The following is a 19463-nucleotide window of genomic DNA, read 5'->3' as shown; positions in this document are numbered from 1 at the left end:
TGCAAGCAGGCGCCGCCACCGAACTCGTTGGCCATCAAAGGACTGTGCATGCCGATCGAACGTATCGTCATCGACAATTTCAAGTCGTTTCGCCATCTGGACCTGCCCCTCAACGCCCACATGAACCTGGTGGTGGGCGACAACGAGGTCGGTAAGTCCACCCTGCTGGAGGCCATCCACGTGGTGGTCACCGGGCAACTGCATGGGCGCAATCTCGCCTACGAGCTCACGCCCTACCTGTTCCACCAGCCCGCGGTGCAGGAATATCTGGCGACCCTTGCTGCAGGCACGCCGGCTTCGCCGCCACGGATCTCCATCGAAGCCTATCTGGGCGCAGATGTCGCGCTGGCGTCGTTGCGCGGCACCAACAACTCCCTGCGCTTGGATACCGCCGGCATCCGGCTGCTGGTCGAGCTCAACGACGACTACCGCGAGGAGTTCAACGCCTACCTGCAGCAGCACCAGGGTGCGGTCAGCCTGCCGGTGGAGTACTACACGGTGCGCTGGTATTCCTTCGCCAACAATGGCGTCACCGCTCGCAGCATTCCGTTCGATTCGACCATCATCGACACTCACGGCATCAAGACCTTGTCCGGTGCCGATCGCTATATCGCCGGCATCATCGATCAGGCACTGACGCCTGCGCAGCGCGTCTCGCTGTCGTTGAGCTTCCGCCGCATGCGGCAGAGTTTTTCCGAAGAGGCGGACGTGGCGGCCATCAATGCGTACCTGACCGAGCACACCGGGGACATCAGCCACCGGGCGCTGACGGTGGGTGTGGACACATCGCCGCGCTCAACATGGGAAACCAGCTTGTCACCTTACCTGGATGAGCTCCCGTTCACCCAGGCCGGCAAGGGTGAGCAAAGCGCGGTGAAGATGAAGCTGGCGATGCACGCGGCCGGCGCTGCCCACGTGCTGCTGATCGAGGAGCCGGAGAACCATCTGTCCTATTCCAGCATGACCCAGCTGATCGACAAGATTGCGGCCCTCTCCACCGCCCAGCAGGTGATCATCGCCACCCACAGCAGCTTCGTGTTGAATAAGCTGGGCGTGGACAACGTGATCCTGTTCAGCGCGCAGGGCCAGATGAAGCTGGACCAGCTGCCGAGCGATACCCATGACTATTTCATGAAGCTGCCGGGCCACGACACGCTGCGATTGATCCTGGCCAAGCAGGCGATCCTGGTGGAAGGCCCTTCCGACGAGCTGATCGTGCAGCGCGCCTACAGCGACCACCATGGCGTGGCGCCGATGGCTCGCGGCGTAGACATCATTTCGGTCAAGTCGCTGGCATTCAAGCGCTTCTTGCAGATTGCAGATCGGCTGAAAATCCAGGCCAAGGTGATCACCGACAATGATGGCGATATCGCCGTTGTGCAGGAGCGCTATGCCGAACACATCAACGCGATCTATTACGATTCCGACGAAAGCGCCCCATCGCTGGAAGAGCAGCTGATCAAAGCCAACTCGCTGGCCGAACTCAATACCGTGCTGGGCAAGACGTTTGCCGATGAGGTGGCGCTGCTCAAGTACATGAAGGGCCATAAGACCGATACGGCCCTGGCGATCTTCAACAGCCCGCACTCGATCAGGTTCCCGGACTATGTCCAGCGCGCCATCACCTAACCGGGTCCTGCTTTCGGCGGCCGGCTCGGGCAAGACCACCTTGCTGGTCCGGCAGGCCCTGGAGCGGCCTGGGCGTCGCATCGCGATTGTCACCTACACGCTGGAGAATCTAGAAGAGATCCGGCGCTCGTTTGAGGTCCACGCCGGTGCGGTCCCCGTGCATGTCACTTTGCACAGCTGGTATGGCTTCCTGCTGTGCCAGTGCATCCGCCCGTACCAGGCAGCGCTTTGCCCTGAGCCTCGCATCGAGACCATCCTGTTCGTAGAAGGTGTCACCAATAACAGGGCCCCACGCACCCAGGTGGCGCGCCACTACTTGGCAGGCAACCGGATGTATTCGGACCGGGCGGCCGATTTCGCTGTGCGCTGCGATGAGCTCACCCAAGGTCAGGTCATGGCACGCCTGGCGGCCATGTACGACGAGCTCTACATCGACGAAGTTCAGGACCTCGCCGGCTTTGATCTGGATCTGGTCGAGCGGCTGTTGAAGAGCGGCATTGCCATCACGTTGGTGGGTGATACGCGGCAGGCGACGTATGCCACCAACTATGCTCAAAGGCACAGCCAGTATCGTGGACCCAATCTGGCAGCGCTGTTTCAGATTTGGGAGGCGGACGGCTTATGCCAGCTGGATCACCGCCTCATCAGCCTTCGCTGCGTCCAGGCCCTGTGCGATATGGCGGACACGCTCTATCCGCAGATGCCGCGAACCCAATCAGGCAATGGCGAGGTCACCGGGCACGATGGCATCTACCTCGTCGCTCCAGCGGATGTTGAAGCGTACATGCAGGAGTTTGCGCCCACCGTGCTCCGGCATGACCGGCGGCAAGCGTGCGACGGACTACCGGCCGTGAACTTTGGGCAGTGCAAGGGCCGCACCTACAGCCGGGTCCTCATCTTTCCGAACGGCCCGCTGACACAGTACCTGCGCACGGCAGATGCAGCGCGTATCACCGCCCCACCAAAGTACTACGTGGCCTTCACCCGGGCGCGGCAAAGCGTGGCCTTTGTGTATGCCGGCGCGTGCGCGTTGCCGGGTTATCAGCTCTATGCGCCCGCCAACGCAGACGCATAGAGCCACGGGCGATCACATTTTCTTCAAGGGCGCCGCTGTGGGCTGTGGTGGCACCGGACCCGGGTCGTTGAAGCACAGCATGACCTGATCGATGTCAAATTGATCGGCCAGCACGCGGGCGATCACCGCATGCACCAGGTCCAGGTCGACCGAGGGCGCAGCGACGGTGATGGTGGCCGCGATCGCACGACCGCGCTCTTTGGCGGGGACTAGGCGCAGGTCATCCACCGCTTTCACGCCGGGGTCGGTAAACATCGCCGTACGCACTTGTTCCAGCTCGGCTTCATTCATGTTGGCGGTGACTCCAGGGAATGTGATTGTCAGGCGGGATAGGTCTGAATCTTGCAATCAAAAAACACCGGCCTTGCCAGCAAGGTTGGTAGGCGGGGGACAGGCTCCGGCCGATGACGACTGTCGCCAGCGACCGCTGCAACCCTGAGCGCGCATCTTTGAGGCTCCGGTGGGCTTCGGGCGCATTGAAACCAGAAGTCGCCACCACGGACCTACCTCGGGGTATTGCTTCCGGCCGGTAGAAGACCTCCACAAACGTGATCTCGATGCGCCACCTCTCACAGAGCGAGACTGACGACGGGTGGTCCCATCCGCCCTTGCGTCATATTTGTCGCGCTCGCAGTTGTCAAGAATTAGCCTCCATGATTTGGATTGGTTGATCGGATCCTATTTCCTGCGAGGCTTGGACCGAAGCCCCGGTGGTCTGCGTTGCTTAATAGGTTGCTTCAATCTCCACCGGCTCCATTCACTAGTAGATCCTTCAGCTATGAAGGTGACCAGAACCCACTTCAGTAAGGGAGAGAACCCCACCTCAGCATCACGAAGCAGGTTGGCCCAATACCTTCCGACTAGGAAGGAGAATAGACTCATGGCAGTGACAGACGATGCGAACCACGGCCAACTGATGTCACTGACGTTCGCTTGGATGCCTTTCTTGTACATGTAAACTGCAAACACCAGAGCAGCGCACTGCATCGAGATCACAACCGCGGTCGGCGTCGCCCGGGCTCTGTGGAGGGCGGCGGCGAAGAGAGTCTCCGCAAACGAGAAGCCGATCAGCAATAGAGCTGCACTCAGCATCGCTGGACCGAACTCCGCAATTCCGGCGAGTGACAGCACGATTGGAAGGAATGCAAAGGGGAGTGGCTCCAAGCAGAGGGTTGGATAGAATTTCACGAACAGTGGCCATCTCTTTACCGCGACCAGAATGATGTCTTGCATCATCGCAACTACCAATGCAGCAGCCGCACTCGTTAGCGCAATCGACACCGGTATCCAAAACATCATCTCTTCTGATGCCGGCGCGAAGGGCACCATGGCCGCTGCGCCCCAAATCGCTGCGGCCAAGAACGCGCCAATTGGGAGTGCGGCTGGCTTCCACATGGTCATACTCTGATCAGAATACGTGGCCAAATAGTCAGGCGCTCAAGGTCTGCACTGACGGCTCTGCAGCCATGTCTACGCCTCACCGTCATAGGGCCTCCCTTCCCCGGGGGGGGGCATAGGCCTTGATGGCGGTATCAGTCGATACCCAACCCGCGGCAGCGTCTGGATCATCTTTTCCTCAAACGGACCATCAATGCTTCGCCGCAGGCTGGACATCTGTGATCGCAGAAGATCCCCGTCGGGCAGGTCGTCACCCCAGAGAGTGTGCTCAAGCTGCCGCCTGGTCACAGCGGCAGGACTTGCCCGCATCAGCGCTTCAAGGAGCTTCCTGCAAGCTGGGTACAGATGCAGTCGTTTTCCAGCCCGTGTGGCCTCCAACGTACTCAGGTCCAACGTGAGCTCTCCGATCAGCAGCCGCCTCCTTGTTACGCGTCCCTCCGTACGGGAAACCAACGCCTCTAGGCGAACTTCGAGCTCCGGGAGCTCAAAAGGCTTGGTCACATAGTCATCTGCACCGGAGCGGAAAGCGATGATTTTGTCCGAGAGCGCAACCTTTGCAGCCAACATCACAACAGGAACTGAAACACCGTGATTCAACCGCAGCCTTCTCAGAACCTCCGGGCCTTCCATGCGAGGAAGCATCCAATCAAGAATGACTGCGTCGTAACCATTGGACGCCGCAAAGTGAAGGCCGGCGATGCCGTCCCCGATGGTATCAAGCTGATGCCCTCGGGCCTCGAAGTAGGCCAGAATCTTCAAAGCGACTTCTCGATCGCGCTCAATCACTAGAATTCGCATGTCACGACTGACGGAAGCCAAGGAGCCTCAGCGCATTGAATACAACCAACAAGGTTGAACCTTCATGCACTGCCACAGCCGGTCCAATGCCAAGACCTAGGATGGTCGCAGGAACCAACAACGCTACGACGCCCAGGCTCACATACACGTTCTGACGGATCACCCGTTTCGTGCGTCGACTAAGCGCTACAGAGAATGCAACCTGTCTCAAATCCTCAGACATAAGCGCGACGTCGGCAGTCTCCAGCGCTACGTCCGAAGAGGCGGCACCCATTGCAATTCCGACGCTGGCACTAGCCATTGCGGGTGCGTCATTCACACCGTCGCCGACCATTGCCACTCGCTCCGTCTCCTTCAACTGACGTATTGCCTTCACCTTGTCGTCAGGCATGAGATTTCCCCATGCCTCGTTTAGACCCACGTCCGTTGCCACGGCTTGAGCTACAGTCTGGTGGTCGCCAGAGATCATGATCATTCGTTGGATGCCCAAGCGCCTTAGCTTGTCCAGGGCTTCACGCGCCTCTGGCCGGGGCGTATCCATAAGGCCGATGACACCTAGGTCGCGATCACCTAGGCGAACGGCCATCGTGGTTCTGCCGGCGTTACGGAGCTCCTCAATGGCAGACTCCGCACCCGCGGATAGAGCGCCAATGCCGTCGTTACCGAACATTTCTGCCTTTCCTATCCACACGTCAATGCCGTTCACCTTCGCCTGAACGCCTCTTCCAGCGAAGTTAGCGAGGTCTGTCGCTACCATGACCGGTCCATCGCCCAGGCGAGTATTACCATCTCGAACGATAGCTGCGGCCAAAGGGTGGTCACTTAAAGCCTCGACGGCGACGGCAACGTGAAGCAGTTCCTGCTCTGTCGTTCCCTGCATCACTTTGATGTCGGTAATTCGCGGCTTGCCTTCAGTGAGCGTTCCAGTCTTGTCGAACGCGATGGCACGGACCATGCCCAGCTCCTCCAGTGGTGCGCCACCCTTGATGAGTACGCCACCTCGCGCAGCTCGCGCAATTCCCGCTAGAACCGCGCTTGGAGTCGCGATTGCCAGTGCGCAAGGGCTTGCCGCTACAAGTACCGCCATCGCTCGATAGAAGCTGTCGCGGAATGGCTCATCGATCACGATCCATGAGAAAAGTAACAGCACGGCCAAGATCAGAACAGCGGGAACGAATACCCTCTCAAACTTGTCTGTGAAGCGCTGCGTTGGCGATTTCCTGGTTTCGGCTTCGCTCACCATCTTGACGACGCGGGCCAGTGCCGATTCGCCTGATCGACGCGTGACTTCAACCTCCAGGGCGCCGGAGCCATTGATAGTGCCGGCGAAAACACGTGACTCCATTACCACCGAATCAGGTCGATCCCGTGCTAGAGCAGCGTCATTGACTGCCAGCTTATCAACCGGGATGCTTTCCCCGGTGACAGGGGCTTGGTCAACGCTGCTAGCCCCTTTGATAACGAATCCGTCCGCCGGCATCCGGTCATTGGGACGTACGACCACCACATCTCCAGGTATCAACGATTCAACCTGGACTTCCACGACCTGCCCATTCCTCAGCACCCTGGCAGTTTCTGGGGCAAGCTTGGCGAGAGCTTCTATCGCACGTTTAGCCCGGCCCATCGCGTAGTGTTCAAGGGCGTGACCGAGACTGAAGAGGAACAGAAGCAAGGCGCCTTCGGCCCATGCGCCGAGCGCGGCTGCGCCTGCCGCTGCAACCAGCATCAGCGTATCGATCTCAAAGCGCTTCAGCTTGATGTTCCCGATCGCCTCGCCAAGCGTGAACCAGCCGCCAAAGACGTAGGCTGCTACGTAAAACGCTGTGGGGATCCAGGGCGTTTGGGTCAACCCAAGCTTTTCAATCGCAAATCCCACGATCAGGAGCAGGCCGCAAGCAAGTGAGAAGATCAGCTCACTATTGCCACCTAGCGTGCCCCCGTGGGAATGACCGGGGTCCTGTCGGTCCTTGTGATCGTGTCCTTCGTGCTGATCCTTCAAATCTCCCCTCGGACTCGGTGGCTCTTGCGCTACACCCAGCGCCTCAAGCTTCGCTCTCAGCTCCGCCTCGCCTGTCTTGGCTCTCTCGTACTCGATGCTTATGCCACCAGCTGGGCTGGTGGTGGCTTCAATGACGCCTGGTACGGCCTGCACTTGCGCCGCAATTGTCCTTGCCTTTCGTGCGTGAACGGCCGAACCAAGCTCCAAGAAAAGGTGGCCATACCGATCACCCAACTCAATGCCCACGGATGCCGCCACCTCTCGCACTCGCTGAAGCGAGACGATCTCGGGGTCGTAATGAATGCAGAGCGTTCCGAGAGCTTCGTCGCTACCCTCGCGAATGTGCACGCGCGATACTCCCTCCATGTCCTGAAGACCAGCGACCAGCCTCTGGACGCAGCTGTCGTCCCGAGAGACACCTGGGAGTATTACTGGCAGTTCGAGTTCTGTGGTCAGGTTCATTTGTTCCCTCCAACGTCATAAAAATGGAACGGGAAGTCCGGCAGGCAGATGCTCTGCCGGGCCCAAACACTCCATCATTCAGTGGACAGTTTCCGGTTGCCCTTTCGGGCCTGCCTTGGCCAAGCGTCCCGCAAATGTCGGCAGCACAAGAAGTGTTAGCACTGTTGCGGTCAACAGGCCGCCAATGACCACCGTGGCGAGAGGCTTCTGCACCTCAGCACCAGATCCACTCGCAATAGCCATTGGAATGAAGCCAACGATCGCCACCAGCGCGGTGGTCACCACCGCGCGAATTCGGCTGCCGGCACCGTTCATTGCAGCGATCAATGGACTGTCACCTGCATCAAGCCTCTCTCTGATGGCTTGCATGAGCACCAATCCATTCAGGGTCGCAACACCCGATACCGCGATGAATCCGACGGCGGCAGATACCGAGAACGGCATACCACGCACCAGCAACGCGAGAATTCCGCCAACCAGGGCCAGTGGGACGCAGGTGAACACCAGGCCCGCCTCCTTTGCGCTGCCCAATGCCATGAACAGCAGGCTGCCGATCAATAGGAAGACAATCGGAACAACTGTCATGAGTCGCTTTTCAGCCCGCTGCAAGTTCTCGAACTGACCTCCCCACGTCATGTGGGCGCCCGGCGGAAGCTGTACGTCCTTCACCGCCGCCTGGGCCTCTCCAACAAACCCGCCCAAGTCACGACCGCGAACATTTGCCTGCACCACCACACGACGGCTTCCATTGTTTCGACTGATCTGGTTCGGCCCCTCGCTGATCTCAATGCGTGCGACAGAGGAGAGCGGCACGATGCCCCCAGTTGGAGTTGCAATCGGCAGTGACGCGAGCTGATCGGGGTCATTGCGTGCATCGTCGCCGAGGCGCACAACAACATCGAACCGGCGGTCGCCCTCGAAGATCTTGCCTGCCGCAGCGCCGCCAATACCGGTTGAAAGCGCGTCGCTCACGTCCGCTGCCGTGAGGCCATACTGCGCAGCTGCAAGATGATCGATTGCCACATTGAGCGTGGGCAGGCCGGAAATCTGTTCAACACGGACATCCGCTGAGCCCTGGACATTCCTCAGCTTCAGCGCGACCTGATCGGCAACAGCTTGCAGTTGCTCGAAGTTGTCGCCGTAGATCATGACGGCCAGGTCCGTACGCACGCCTGAGATCAGCTCATTGAAGCGCAGCTCGATGGGCTGGCTGAATTCAAAGCTGTTGCCTATCTGCGAGGCGGCGATCTTCTCAAACCTTGCAATCAGATCCTCCTTGCTCAGGGAAGAGTCTGGCCACTCCTTTCTCGGTTTAAGTACGATCACACTGTCGGAGATGTTGGTCGGCATGGGGTCGATAGCTGCTTCTGCAGTACCGGTCCGCGAGAAGACCGTCACAACCTCTGGTTCAGCAGCAATGGCCTTCTCCAGCGCCAATTGCATAGCCAACGATTGCTCAAGCGACGTCGATGGCACACGCAACGCTTGCATAGCGAGATTTCCCTCATCAAGCGTTGGCATGAACTCTCGACCCAGCATCGTAAAGCCGACCACGCCCATCGCGAGCATCAAAATGGCGCCAGCGAACACTGCCTTGGGCCTACGAATCGCCGCTTGGATCGCCGGTTCAATACGGCCGCGCAGGACGCGGATGATGGCAGTCTCATGTTCTTCGTCTTGGTCGCTCTCGTGCCCCTCCTTGTTCGCGTGGAGCTTGGGCTCCCTGACCAACAGGGCAGCCATCGCCGGTACAAAGGTGAACGAGAAGATAAACGCGCCAACGAGGGCGAGCATGAAGGTGGCGGCCATCGGTTGGAACGTCTTGCCCTCCACACCTTCCAGCGTAAGGATCGGTGCGAACACCAACAGGATGATCACCTGGCCGAAGGCTGCAGGGCGCGCCATTTTCCTCGCCGAGTCGGCGGCCACACGCAGTCGCTCCATGGCATTGAGGGGTCGGCCGAGTTCCGCACGCCGCTTGCCAAGCATCAGCAGGGTGGACTCGATCACAATTACCGCGCCATCCACAAGGATGCCGAAGTCCAGCGCACCCAAACTCATGAGGTTGCCGCTGATGCCGAACTTGTTCATGCCGATAACAGCGAACAGGAACGACAGCGGAATGACCAATGCGGTGATGGCTGCCGCACGCAGGTTGCCCAGGAGCAGGAACAGCACAACTACGACCAGCAGGGCACCTTCGGTCAGGTTCTTGGCGACAGTCTTGACAGTGGAGTTAACCAGCACACTACGGTCCAGCACTGGCTCTGCGAAGATATCGGCGGGCAGAGATTCATTGACCTGTGCCAGGCGCTCAGCTGCAGCTTGAGCGACGGTGCGGCTGTTGCCGCCGGCGATCATCAGTGCCGTGCCCAGTACCGCCTCATGACCATTTCGGCTAGCTGCACCAAGCCGTGGGGCGCGCCCCATACCGACCTCGGCAACATCGGCCACCCGGATGACCACACCGTCCTTGGTGGCCACCGGCGACTGAGCCAAGTCGTCGGTCGTCAGGGCAAGGCCGTCTGCCCTAACGACCAGGCCTTCGCCCGCACGCTGGACGAAACCCGCGCCAGCCTGGACGTTGGAGCGTTCCAGTGCTTGGACCAGATCGGCCAGACCCAAGTTGTATGCCGCCAGTCGAGCGCTGTCGGGGTAGATGCCGTATTCCTTGACGTACCCACCCACCGTATCAACACCGGCCAGGCCGGGGCTGGAGCGCATCTGTGGTGCGATGATCCAGTCCTGGACAGTACGCAGGTACGTTGCGCGCTCCTGGGCGGTTCCAAGACGATCGCCCTCTGGTGTCAGGTAGACCTCACCCTCTTGCCAGCCAGCCTGGCCGGGCTTGGCCAGCTTCTTGGGGTCGAATGGCTTGAAGTCCACCGTCCACATGAGAACCTCGCCCAGCCCGGTTGTAACCGGGGAGAGCATGGGGGACACGCCCTCGGGCAGATCTCCGGCAGCCTCCCGCATCCGCTCTGCCACCTGCTGGCGGGCGAAATAGATGTCGGTCTGATCAGTGAAGATCGCGGTGACCTGAGAGAAGCCATTGCGTGATAGGGAGCGAGTGGTGTTCAGACCTGGGATGCCGGCCAAGGCCGTCTCCAGAGGATAGGTGACCTGGCGTTCAATCTGCTCCGGAGTAAGGGCAGGTGCGATGGTATTGATCTGAACCTGGCGGTTGGTGATATCTGGTACAGCATCGACTGGCAGCTTGCTCAGTTGGAACAAGCCAAAGCAGGCAATCGAAGCAGCCAGAAACACCACGAGCCAACGGAACTTGACCGCTGCTTCAATGATGATCTTGAACATGGTGTATGAGTTCCCTTAGTGGCCGTGCTCGGCTTCGCCCTTGGCCAGTTCGGCTTTGAGCAGGAAGGCATTGGCGCCTACGAGGCGCTCACTACCTGTCAGGCCGTTAAGGATTTCGATTCGATTACCTGCACGACGACCAGCGAGTACCGGCGTAGCCTGGAAACCACCCTGGACGGCAACGAAGACAACACTTCTGCCATCAACGCTTTGGACCGCATCCGCCGGCACACTCATACCTTCAGCGGCACTATCGGCGATGATGACGGCCGAAACGGGGGAGCCGGCCGGTGGCAACTTCTCCGAAATTGGTTTGGCGCGAATGGTCGCGGTGCCTCCCTGCTGCATCACATTCGCAGCGGCGGCAATCACCTCAGCTTCGAAGCTTCCGCCCGGGCCAGTCACTTCCAGCTTCATTCCGGGCACCGCGAGAGTGGCCAGTGCTGGCGGTGCAGTGAATACGAGTTCATTCATGTCCGGATTGGAAACCTCCGCAACAAGCGTTCCAGCTGAGACGACACCACCGGGCGTCACTTGGACGTTGCCAACCACGCCAGCGACAGGACTGGAGATTGTCACCCGGCCGGAACTGTCCGGAGATCCACTGGCCGCTACCTGTGCACGTGCAGCACTAGCGGCGGCATCAGCGGCCAAAGAGCGCGCGCGCGAGGCCTCCAGCTCCTGGCGAGCCACTACGCCCTGCTCGACAAGAGACTTGTCGCGGCCGTAGGCCAGGCGAATGGCTTCGGCCTCCGCCGCAGCGGCAGTGGCGGCGGCTTTGAAGGTCGCAGCTTCTCCACTGACAATGATCACCAGGGGCTGGTTGCTCTTGACGGCTGTACCCGGCGCAACAAGCACGCGCTCAACGCGGCCGGTGACCGTTGAGGCGATGGCAGCACGCCCCCCGATGGCCGGCTCGACGCGACCTGCAAGGCGGGTCGATGCGCCACCGCCGCGGCCGACAGCCACCACGCCGATGCCAGATGCCTTGATCTGGTCAGGCGTCAGCTTGACTACACCTTCCTCGGACTCCTCTTCGCCATGTTCGCCATCACCATCACCTTCACTGTGCGCCTCGGCGGAGCCCGGCTTTGCGTCAGCTGCGTGATCGTCGTGACCATCATCCTTTCCAGCCGGCTTTTCTGCCTCCGTACCGGTGGATTTGGCATCCTCCTGCGCCCCGCCACTGCATGAGGTCAGCGCGCCGGTCATCATCAAGGTAGCCAGCAGCGTCGCTCCGATGAGCGTCTTGTTTCCGTACTTGTTCATTTTGCCTCCACAAACGGTGCGCGCCCTTCAAGGCGGGCGAGGTCGATTTCTGCTGCCACCCGGCTAAGACGGGCATCCACAGCACTGCCACGCGCAGCGATCAGGGTTGATCGCGTGCTGCGCAGCTCCAATTGCGATATACGACCTGCCTCAAATCCGATGCGGGCCAGCCGATAGGCTTCATCTGCGGCCTGTACGCTTTCATCCGCTGCTCGTGCGCGGCTGTTGGATGCCTTGAGACTCGCTACCGCTCCCAAACGGGCCGCCTCACTGTCACGCCTCTGAGCCTCCAGAACCGCTTCGGCAGCACGTTGTTCCGCATAGGCCGCCTGGATCGCACCGCGGTTACGATCGAATAGGGGGATCGAAAGGCTGATGCCCACGTTGTAAGCTTGGTCGCCCGCTTGGCGGAAGCGCGTCTGAGCCACGGATGCACTCAGTTGTGGCAACGCACGCTTGCGCTCAACATCGATAAGGCGGCCGGAGGCGTCCGCTTCGGCTTGGGCGATACGAACGGCAAGCGGGGCGGCCTCATTGTCAATTGGGTGAGAGGGCACTCGGTCAAGCAGGCTTTCGCCGATGTCGGTCAGCGGGCTGTCCACTAAGGACACCCCGGCTAGGCGAGCAAGCGCCGCATCCCGGTAGGCCTCGGCCTCATCTAGGCTGGCCTTTGCATTGGCGACCTCGCTCCGTGCCTGCACACCGCGCAGGTTGGGCTCACGTCCCTCGCTGACCATCGCAGCTACCGCCTTGGCGTCCTGTTCAATCAAGGCCAATGCCTCGCTGGCCAACTCATATCGGCGCAGCGCAGCCTCTGCTTCGGCGTATGTCGCAGCCAGGCGACCCGCTGCGTCACTGCGCATCAGATCACCCCGCAAGCCTGCAGCCCCAGCCTCCGCACGCGCGGCGCGCACTCGGGCCCCTCGTTGACCCCAAATCTCCAGCGGCTGGGAGAGGGTGACAATGCTGTCAGCGTTTGAGAAACCTTTGTAGGGACCAGTGCCGTAGGCGTTCTCCGCTTCGATGGAGACCGTCGGATTGGGCAGTGCCCGAGCCTGTTGTACCCGCGCCTCGGCTGCCTCAGCCAGCGCGACGCCTTGGACCGTCGCAGGCATCTGGTTCAAGCGAGAAAGCAACGATTCGTAAGATGGTGCAGTTTGAGCAGCTACATGCCCGGTTGGCACCAACGCCAGCAGAACAGCGACAGCCAACCCGGTCGCTGAAAGCGACCGACCCGTCAAAATCGACATAAAAACTCCCGTAAATTATCTGAGCGAACTACCCGCAAATGCGGGGCAGAGCCAGATCAGATACGGGGGGGGCGCATGGGTCCGTCGAGTCGGAGGGCGTAGACGTCCCCGTGCTCGGTACTGTGCAGCGAAATCCGGCCATCGGCGAACAGATCGTCGTGACCGGCAGCTGGGAGGCTTGCCGTTGAATGGTGGCAATGCCCATGGCCACAGGCATCGGCACTGGACGAATCCTTGCTCTTGCTCGACTCGGAGTCTGAATCACTTTGCAAGGCGTGCACATCGCCCACGCTGACCGTCGCTTCTTGCGCGCACGCCAATGCCTCGGCCACAGGCACGACCACGAACGCCGCCAAAAGCAGCAGCATCAGGTATATACGAATAGCAGGCAGAGAGCGACGCATTGGGAAAGGTTAGCAACCTCTTTTGGACGGATACAATTACATAAAAACACTACGGTGGCTGTGCTTGAACGCACCCTAGCCCCGTTCAGGTCGGGACCCAGGGAATCAACCCACAAGGATAACGGCCCATGTGAGGGCGACATTGCAAAGAGCCACGAACACCGCAGCCGACCCCATGTCCTTCGCACGACCAGCCAGCTCATGGATTTCTGGGCCATACCGTTCGATCACTGCCTCGATAGCGGAGTTCAGCAGCTCGAATGCCAAAACGAACAGTACGCTCCCCATGAGAAGCACTCGCTCTACCCCTGAGTTGCCGAAAAAGATAGCTGTAGGTAATGCCACCGCGGCCATAACAACTTCCAACCGAAACGACGATTCATGCAGCCAAGCTGATCTCAGCCCCTGGAGAGACCAGCGAAGCGCCTCAAAGACGCGCGCAATGCTCCGCGGACGATGACCGTACATATCTGCCACTTCGATGTTTCCTTCTTTTGGGCCCAAGAGACGCTCACGGGTCTTCCAACAGCGATACTCGCCGTGGTCGGCTATAGGCTGTGACCGGCGTTGCTGGTACAGCCTGAGAACAGATTTAGGCTCTCGTCTAGCACCGTCGTCCTAACCTGCATCAGGCCAAGCACAGAATGGAAGAGGTTGTCGTGGCTGGACGGCTGCTTTGATCGGTCCCGGACACATTGAAGGTCCAGGTTGTTGCTGCTCTTCATACCATCAGACATCCACATCACCATCGGCACCTTGATCTGAGTATCAGGGGCGATAGCGTAGGGGAGCCCGTGAAGATAGACGTTCGCCTCCCCTAATGACTCGCCGTGGTCGGAGACATAGATCAGCCCGGTATCGTGACTCTTGTCCTGTTCAAGCATGCGAATTGTCTTTGCAAGGAAGTCATCTGTCGCAAGGACCGCGTTGTCATACGCATTGACGATTTCACCGCGTGTGCACTTGCCCAAGTCTGCGTTTCGGCAGTCGGGAGTAAATTTCGTCAGATCTTCCGGGTATCGCTTGAAGTAGCTGGGTCCGTGGTTCCCCAGCTGATGTAGAACGACAACGACATCACCAGGGTTGTCCTCGATCGAGTCATGCAGACCTTGCAGCATAATCTCGTCACGGCATGCTTGGTCGTCGCACAGAACATCCTTGACCGGCACGCGATAGGATTCAAATGCCAGATCAGAGCAGACGCCCTTGCATCCAGTCTGGTTGTCACGCCATAGGGTCCTGACCCCGGCACGCTCCAAAACATGCAGAAGCGACTCCGAACCTTTGATCTTGTCTCGATCGTAGTCTCGCCTCCCGTACGCAGAGAACATACAGGGCACCGACACTTCGGTGTTTGACCCGCAGGCGGTCACGTCTGAGAAATTGACGACGTCCAACGCTGCCAACTGTGGCGTTGTCTGTCTGCCGTATCCATTCAAACCCCAGTTCTGCGCACGAACCGTCTCACCTACAACGATGACCAAGAAGTGGGGCTTCGCGCCTGGCGGATGAGGCGTCATCATGGCATCGGGGCCAACCACTTGGATCGGACCGCGCTCCGCACGGGTGTCTTCTCGCACAACCTTCGCAATGGAAGCGATGTAGTTTCCAGGGTTTGCAAGGTATCTGACTTGCTTGTGATTGCGTATGAGTGATGAGAGGTCGTCGAATGACGCAATTGCCGCGCCAACGATTACAACAACCGCCATGCCAAGTAGAAGCACTCTTGCAAGTATCGCCCGCGTCACATTGGAAGAACGTTGGAGCCTTACCATGCATACCGCGATAGCTGGCACGACGCCTTTAATTAGTACCGCAAGAAAGAAGCCCCAGGTCAGCAACTCTCCGGCTTCAGCGCCGTCGGTCTTCAGCACATTTCGTACCATGCTGGCGTCGAAGTAGACGCTGTAATTGTCTGAATAGTAGGCAGCAGTAGCGGACACGACGAGAAGCAATGCAAGAACCGGCTTCACCGTCCATCGAACGCATAGCAATCCGAGAATGAGCACATTCAAGGCAGTGAGGATCGCTCCCGTAGAGATAACAAGTAGCGCACGAGCTGCTCCGTCCGCACCACTCTTCGCAATTACTTCTGCGAAGAACGCGCTGTTGAGAAAGAACGTGAAGTACATCGCCACGATGATAATCAACGTGTTGACGCCCAGCTGCGGGCCGCAGATGGGCTTGCCAAGACGGCCCAGTGGATCTGAGCCTAGGCCCCCGCGCGAACTGCCTCGGTTGAATTCTGTTTTCACGTAATGCATTGGTGATTCCTTTTTATTGACCACCGCGCGCGCCCCTAGCGCACACGGCCGCCATTGCGCGTTCCTAGATGGAAAGCCATCCACACATATGCAACGCCTGACACCAGCGAAGGGGCCAGGACCGCGGTCCGCAGGTTTTGGGTCAGTGACAGCAGTGCAGCCGAGATCCACATGAAGAGACGCTTGTCTGGGTGCAGCTCCGCTCCCCGACGCGGGAACAGCGAGCTTCCGGTTGCCACCATTTGGGTGGCAACCAAGGCAAATCTCGGTTCGTCGACAGGCCCAAAATCGCGCACACCAAGAGATGCGCCGATGGCAAGCACGGAGGTTGCCATCAGTAGTGCCGCTCGATCGCGTGCAGTTCGGAGATTGGTAGATGTTGAGAAGGGCATTCAGGTCGCCTTCTTCAAGGCGGCGCAGTACTGGCCGGCGACTGCACGTGCAGCCACGCGTCGGCCGAGCGCACGGAGCGCCCAGCAACAAGATGTGTTCATGGAAAGACCTACACAAAGGTGATCGCAGAAGGACTGACAGGCGCGTTGCGCCTGTTATGCGATCAAAGCCTGGGAGGTCTAATCAGCGTGTCCGGGATGTGGGACGTCATGGGCTGTTCGTAGAACGTGTGCCCGCCTTCATTTCTTGCGGCTTCGGCACTGGTGAAACCGTTGGACGCCACAAAAGTGCTGCTGTGGTGGCAGTGACCGTGACCACAAGCGGCATGCGCCTTATCGGGGTGGCCATCGCCTGGCCCTGCCACTTCCTGGTGTGACTGCTCCTCAGAGAAGCAGACCGAAGCATCAACGACAGGCACGATGATCATCACTGCGAGCAGCAGTGCCAGAGCGTAGCGCTTGGCATGGATGACAATGGAAGGCACGTGTGGCTAGGACTGATACATTTGAGGCCGGAAAGATACCTTGGGTCCCGCTCATCAGCAAGCTGACGCTTATTCATCAATCTCGCGGGCTCGAGTGGCCTCTGCGAGTCAGGTGGCCAGGCAAAAGCTGGCGCGGGAAATTGACGGAATCCGGCATCCGAAGAACAGAAAGTTAACGTTTTGCCTGAGCTTCCGCACGGTCACGCAGATTGAGCTGCGACGGATTAGGTCGGGGGCCAGCTGCGCCACGTGACAGTGCCGGGTTCAAGCGCAGCCGCCAGAGTCCGAGCTCAGTCGGCCAAGCCTGGTCATGCAGCCGTCTTGCGCGCGTCGGCACCTGCCCGGCGGGCATCACCTAAAATCTCGAAGGCTTCCTTGATCACATACAGGCCGATCAGGGCGCCGATCACGAAATCCGGGTACGGGCTGGCCAGCCACCACACCAACAGACCGGCCAGGATCACCCCAACATTGGCGACCACATCGGCCCGCGTGAACAGCCACGTCGCTCGCAGATGCACTTCGCCGGACTTTAGCGGTGCCAGCATGCGCAGCACCGCCATATTGACCGCCAGCGACAGCAGGGCGGTGCCAATCATCCAGCCGCTGACCGGCTCGGCGCCGTACATCACCCGGCGGCCCACCTCAACCAACACGCCCACACCCAGCACAAGCAGCACGCTGCCGCTGACCCAAGCGGCATTGGCCTTGAAGCGCGCCGTGCGCCCGATAGCGACCAGGCCAATGGCATAGGCGGTGGCATCGGACAGCATGTCCAGAGCGTCGGCCAGCAGGCCAGTGGAATGGGCAATCCAGCCGGCGATGCCGCCGATCACGGCCATCGCCGCGTTCAACGCTAGGGCGATCCAGAGGACGCGCCGCTCCTGCGCATTCTTGGCCTCGTGGTGGCAGCCGCAATCACTCATCGGAACATCTCCAGTCGCAGGGAAGCCGGGCCCGGGCGGGTCGCTGGCATGACACAGCAGGTGAGTGTAAAGTCCGTAGCTACTACGGAGTCAAGCGTACTACGAATGAAAATCAGTGAGGCTGCCGACGCCAGTGGATGCCACCTGGAGACGATCCGCTATTACGAGCGGATCGGCCTGTTGCCGCGCCCGGGGCGCTCGGGCAATGGCTACCGGGTCTATGGCCCGGCCGACATCGAGCGGCTGCGCTTCATTGCGCGCGGCCGGGACCTAGGCTTCAGCCTGGAGGAGGTCCGCAGCCTGCTGCAGCTGGCCGGCGATGAGGAGCTTTCGTGCGGGGACGTGGACCGGCTGGCACGCAGCCATCTGACCGACGTGCGGGCGCGCATGGCCGACCTGGAGCGCATGGCCACCGAGTTGGAACGGGTGATTGCCAGTTGCCACGGTGGGCAGCGGGCTGAATGCACCATCCTGTCGACCCTGCGGCAGCCGGTCGCTGTGGAGGCCACGCGTCAGTGACCGAACTGGACCGCTACCTCGATGCAGCCACGCGCCAGAACACGGTGCGCAGCTATGCGTCGGCGCTGCGGCACTTCGAGGTTGAATGGCAAGGCCACCTCCCAGCGACACCGGACAGCGTGGCGCGGTACCTGGCCGCGTATGCGCAGACCCTAGCCGCCAGCACGCTTCGCCACCGGCTGGCCGCCATTGCCTCTTGGCACCGCGACCACGGCTTTGTCGACCCGACCCGGTCGCCGCTGGTGCGCAAGGTGCTCAAAGGCATCCAGACCCTGCACCCGGGCCAGGTCAAGCAAGCCGCGCCGCTGCAGATTCGGCGGCTGGTCGAGCTCGATGACTGGTTGGCTGCCGCGATCGCGGCGGCGCATGCCCGGGGCGACGGAGCGGCGGCGCTGCGCCATCAACGCGACCGAGCGTTGGTGCTGCTCGGATTCTGGCGGGGCTTCCGTGGCGATGAACTGCTGCGTCTGGACGTGGCCCATCTCACGCTGGTGCCGGGACAGGGGATGACCTGTTTCCTGCCGCGCAGCAAGGGCGACCGCCAGGCCGCCGGCGTCACCTACAAGGTGCCGGCGTTGTCGCGGTTGTGCCCGGTGGAGGCGACCCAGGTGTGGCTGCAGGCGGCCGACCTGCACGAAGGGCCGGTGTTTCGGGCGGTTAACCAATGGGGCCAGGTGAGCGCCGAGGGCCTGCATCCCAACAGCTTGGTGCGCCTGCTACGCGAGTTGCTGACCAGTGCCGGCTTTGCCGATGCGGGGCTCCACAGCAGCCATTCGTTGCGCCGCGGCTTTGCCAGCTGGGCCAACGACCAAGGCTGGGACATGAAGGCGCTGATGGAGTACGTGGGCTGGCGCGATGTGCAGTCGGCCATGCGCTATCTGGACGGGCGTGACCCCTTTGCCCGTGACCGCATTGAAGCAAGCCTGCCCAGTCCAACCGCGCCGGTACCGGCGATGGCACTGCCGGCGCCCGAGGGCAAACCGGCCTTGCAGCTGCGCCTGCGCATGGTGCTGACCCCGTTTGCCCGCACGGGCCGCGGCGCGGCCAAGGCCCGAGGCCGGATCGAAGAGATCTGCTTGGCCCCGTTCCAGGCTGTGCGCCTGAACACTGCCAGCAGCGAGTACCAGTTGACTGTTCCCACCGATCCCGACCGGGATCTGGATGAAATCCTGGCCACGTTGCTCGATGACATGCACCGCATGGCCGATACGCACCAGTGTTTCCTGGAAGCGTCTCTCAATACAGACGACGGCCGGCACTGGGATTGATCCCCTCATA

Annotated in this window: 15 protein-coding genes; 4 read left to right on the top strand and 11 right to left on the bottom strand. The window is 60.4% G+C overall.

Translation table 11 applies throughout. The features are described 5' to 3' along the window. Positions 1-48: 48 nt before the first annotated feature. Together N5J73_RS00885 and N5J73_RS00880 are read left to right on the top strand one after the other, a co-directional pair. Complete coding sequence (locus N5J73_RS00885) at positions 49-1629, top strand: AAA family ATPase (protein WP_017354989.1); 1581 nt, start codon at positions 49-51, stop codon at positions 1627-1629. Continuing rightward, the gene (locus tag N5J73_RS00880; RefSeq protein ID WP_017354990.1) at positions 1607-2704 is read left to right on the top strand and encodes a UvrD-helicase domain-containing protein; all 1098 of its coding nucleotides are present in this window, start codon (positions 1607-1609) and stop codon (positions 2702-2704) included. The genes N5J73_RS00885 and N5J73_RS00880 overlap by 23 nt, the downstream gene beginning before the upstream one ends. A gap of 12 nt (positions 2705-2716) precedes the next feature. Here the strand turns inward: N5J73_RS00880 and N5J73_RS00875 are convergent, their stop codons facing one another. From N5J73_RS00875 to N5J73_RS00825, 11 genes are all read right to left on the bottom strand, one after another. Continuing rightward, positions 2717-2995, bottom strand: a complete 279-nt coding sequence (locus N5J73_RS00875; RefSeq protein ID WP_027080079.1) for a hypothetical protein — start codon at positions 2993-2995, stop codon at positions 2717-2719. 387 nt (positions 2996-3382) lie between these two features. Next, positions 3383-4105, bottom strand: a complete 723-nt coding sequence (locus tag N5J73_RS00870; protein ID WP_017354992.1) for a hypothetical protein — start codon at positions 4103-4105, stop codon at positions 3383-3385. Between the two features lie 69 nt (positions 4106-4174). Beyond that, the gene (locus N5J73_RS00865) at positions 4175-4900 is read right to left on the bottom strand and encodes a response regulator transcription factor (RefSeq protein WP_051176182.1); all 726 of its coding nucleotides are present in this window, start codon (positions 4898-4900) and stop codon (positions 4175-4177) included. A gap of 1 nt (position 4901) precedes the next feature. Further along, positions 4902-7361, bottom strand: coding sequence for a heavy metal translocating P-type ATPase (locus tag N5J73_RS00860; protein ID WP_027080080.1), 2460 nt, complete (start codon positions 7359-7361; stop codon positions 4902-4904). Between the two features lie 78 nt (positions 7362-7439). Next, positions 7440-10676, bottom strand: a complete 3237-nt coding sequence (locus tag N5J73_RS00855) for a CusA/CzcA family heavy metal efflux RND transporter (RefSeq protein ID WP_027080081.1) — start codon at positions 10674-10676, stop codon at positions 7440-7442. 15 nt (positions 10677-10691) lie between these two features. Continuing rightward, positions 10692-11945: an efflux RND transporter periplasmic adaptor subunit gene (locus N5J73_RS00850; protein ID WP_062171269.1), complete on the bottom strand. Its 1254-nt coding sequence runs from the start codon at positions 11943-11945 to the stop codon at positions 10692-10694. Beyond that, positions 11942-13195, bottom strand: a complete 1254-nt coding sequence (locus tag N5J73_RS00845) for a TolC family protein (RefSeq protein ID WP_062167469.1) — start codon at positions 13193-13195, stop codon at positions 11942-11944. The genes N5J73_RS00850 and N5J73_RS00845 overlap by 4 nt, the downstream gene beginning before the upstream one ends. Before the next feature lie 56 nt (positions 13196-13251). Beyond that, entirely contained in the window at positions 13252-13563 is a 312-nt protein-coding gene (locus tag N5J73_RS00840; RefSeq protein ID WP_126941536.1) for a hypothetical protein, read from the bottom strand. 141 nt (positions 13564-13704) lie between these two features. After that, positions 13705-14076 (bottom strand): diacylglycerol kinase, encoded by a 372-nt coding sequence (locus tag N5J73_RS00835; protein ID WP_027080084.1) that lies wholly within the window; start codon positions 14074-14076, stop codon positions 13705-13707. A gap of 71 nt (positions 14077-14147) precedes the next feature. Next, complete coding sequence (locus tag N5J73_RS00830; protein WP_055765228.1) at positions 14148-15863, bottom strand: phosphoethanolamine--lipid A transferase; 1716 nt, start codon at positions 15861-15863, stop codon at positions 14148-14150. Positions 15864-17048: 1185 nt separating this feature from the next. After that, positions 17049-17666 (bottom strand): cation transporter, encoded by a 618-nt coding sequence (locus N5J73_RS00825; RefSeq protein ID WP_014159605.1) that lies wholly within the window; start codon positions 17664-17666, stop codon positions 17049-17051. Positions 17667-17771: 105 nt separating this feature from the next. Here N5J73_RS00825 and N5J73_RS00820 point away from each other — a divergent pair, with 105 nt between their 5' ends. Both N5J73_RS00820 and N5J73_RS00815 read left to right on the top strand, forming a co-directional pair. After that, on the top strand, positions 17772-18185 hold the full coding sequence (locus N5J73_RS00820) for a helix-turn-helix domain-containing protein (protein WP_014159604.1): 414 nt from the start codon (positions 17772-17774) through the stop codon (positions 18183-18185). Beyond that, entirely contained in the window at positions 18182-19453 is a 1272-nt protein-coding gene (locus N5J73_RS00815; RefSeq protein ID WP_017355000.1) for a site-specific integrase, read from the top strand. Before N5J73_RS00820 ends, N5J73_RS00815 begins: the two co-directional genes overlap by 4 nt. The last annotated feature ends 10 nt before the right edge of the window (positions 19454-19463 follow it).

The organism is Stenotrophomonas sp. GD03654 (assembly GCF_029845105.1).
Lineage (GTDB): Bacteria > Pseudomonadota > Gammaproteobacteria > Xanthomonadales > Xanthomonadaceae > Stenotrophomonas > Stenotrophomonas africana.
Note: the sequence above shows the minus strand (reverse complement) of the source record. Positions and strands in the feature narration are given on the sequence as shown.

Excerpts from the sequence above, each read along its gene's own strand:
- N5J73_RS00820 (WP_014159604.1), top strand. The coding sequence starts at position 17,772 with ATGAAAATCAGTGAGGCTGCCGACGCCAGTGGATGCCACCTGGAGACG.
- N5J73_RS00880 (WP_017354990.1), top strand. The coding sequence starts at position 1,607 with ATGTCCAGCGCGCCATCACCTAACCGGGTCCTGCTTTCGGCGGCCGGC.
- N5J73_RS00865 (WP_051176182.1), bottom strand. The coding sequence starts at position 4,900 with ATGCGAATTCTAGTGATTGAGCGCGATCGAGAAGTCGCTTTGAAGATT.
- N5J73_RS00875 (WP_027080079.1), bottom strand. The coding sequence starts at position 2,995 with ATGAATGAAGCCGAGCTGGAACAAGTGCGTACGGCGATGTTTACCGAC.
- N5J73_RS00825 (WP_014159605.1), bottom strand. The coding sequence starts at position 17,666 with ATGAGTGATTGCGGCTGCCACCACGAGGCCAAGAATGCGCAGGAGCGG.
- N5J73_RS00870 (WP_017354992.1), bottom strand. The coding sequence starts at position 4,105 with ATGACCATGTGGAAGCCAGCCGCACTCCCAATTGGCGCGTTCTTGGCC.
- N5J73_RS00885 (WP_017354989.1), top strand. The coding sequence starts at position 49 with ATGCCGATCGAACGTATCGTCATCGACAATTTCAAGTCGTTTCGCCAT.
- N5J73_RS00840 (WP_126941536.1), bottom strand. The coding sequence starts at position 13,563 with ATGCTGCTGCTTTTGGCGGCGTTCGTGGTCGTGCCTGTGGCCGAGGCA.
- N5J73_RS00855 (WP_027080081.1), bottom strand. The coding sequence starts at position 10,676 with ATGTTCAAGATCATCATTGAAGCAGCGGTCAAGTTCCGTTGGCTCGTG.
- N5J73_RS00860 (WP_027080080.1), bottom strand. The coding sequence starts at position 7,361 with ATGAACCTGACCACAGAACTCGAACTGCCAGTAATACTCCCAGGTGTC.
- N5J73_RS00850 (WP_062171269.1), bottom strand. The coding sequence starts at position 11,945 with ATGAACAAGTACGGAAACAAGACGCTCATCGGAGCGACGCTGCTGGCT.
- N5J73_RS00845 (WP_062167469.1), bottom strand. The coding sequence starts at position 13,195 with ATGTCGATTTTGACGGGTCGGTCGCTTTCAGCGACCGGGTTGGCTGTC.
- N5J73_RS00830 (WP_055765228.1), bottom strand. The coding sequence starts at position 15,863 with ATGCATTACGTGAAAACAGAATTCAACCGAGGCAGTTCGCGCGGGGGC.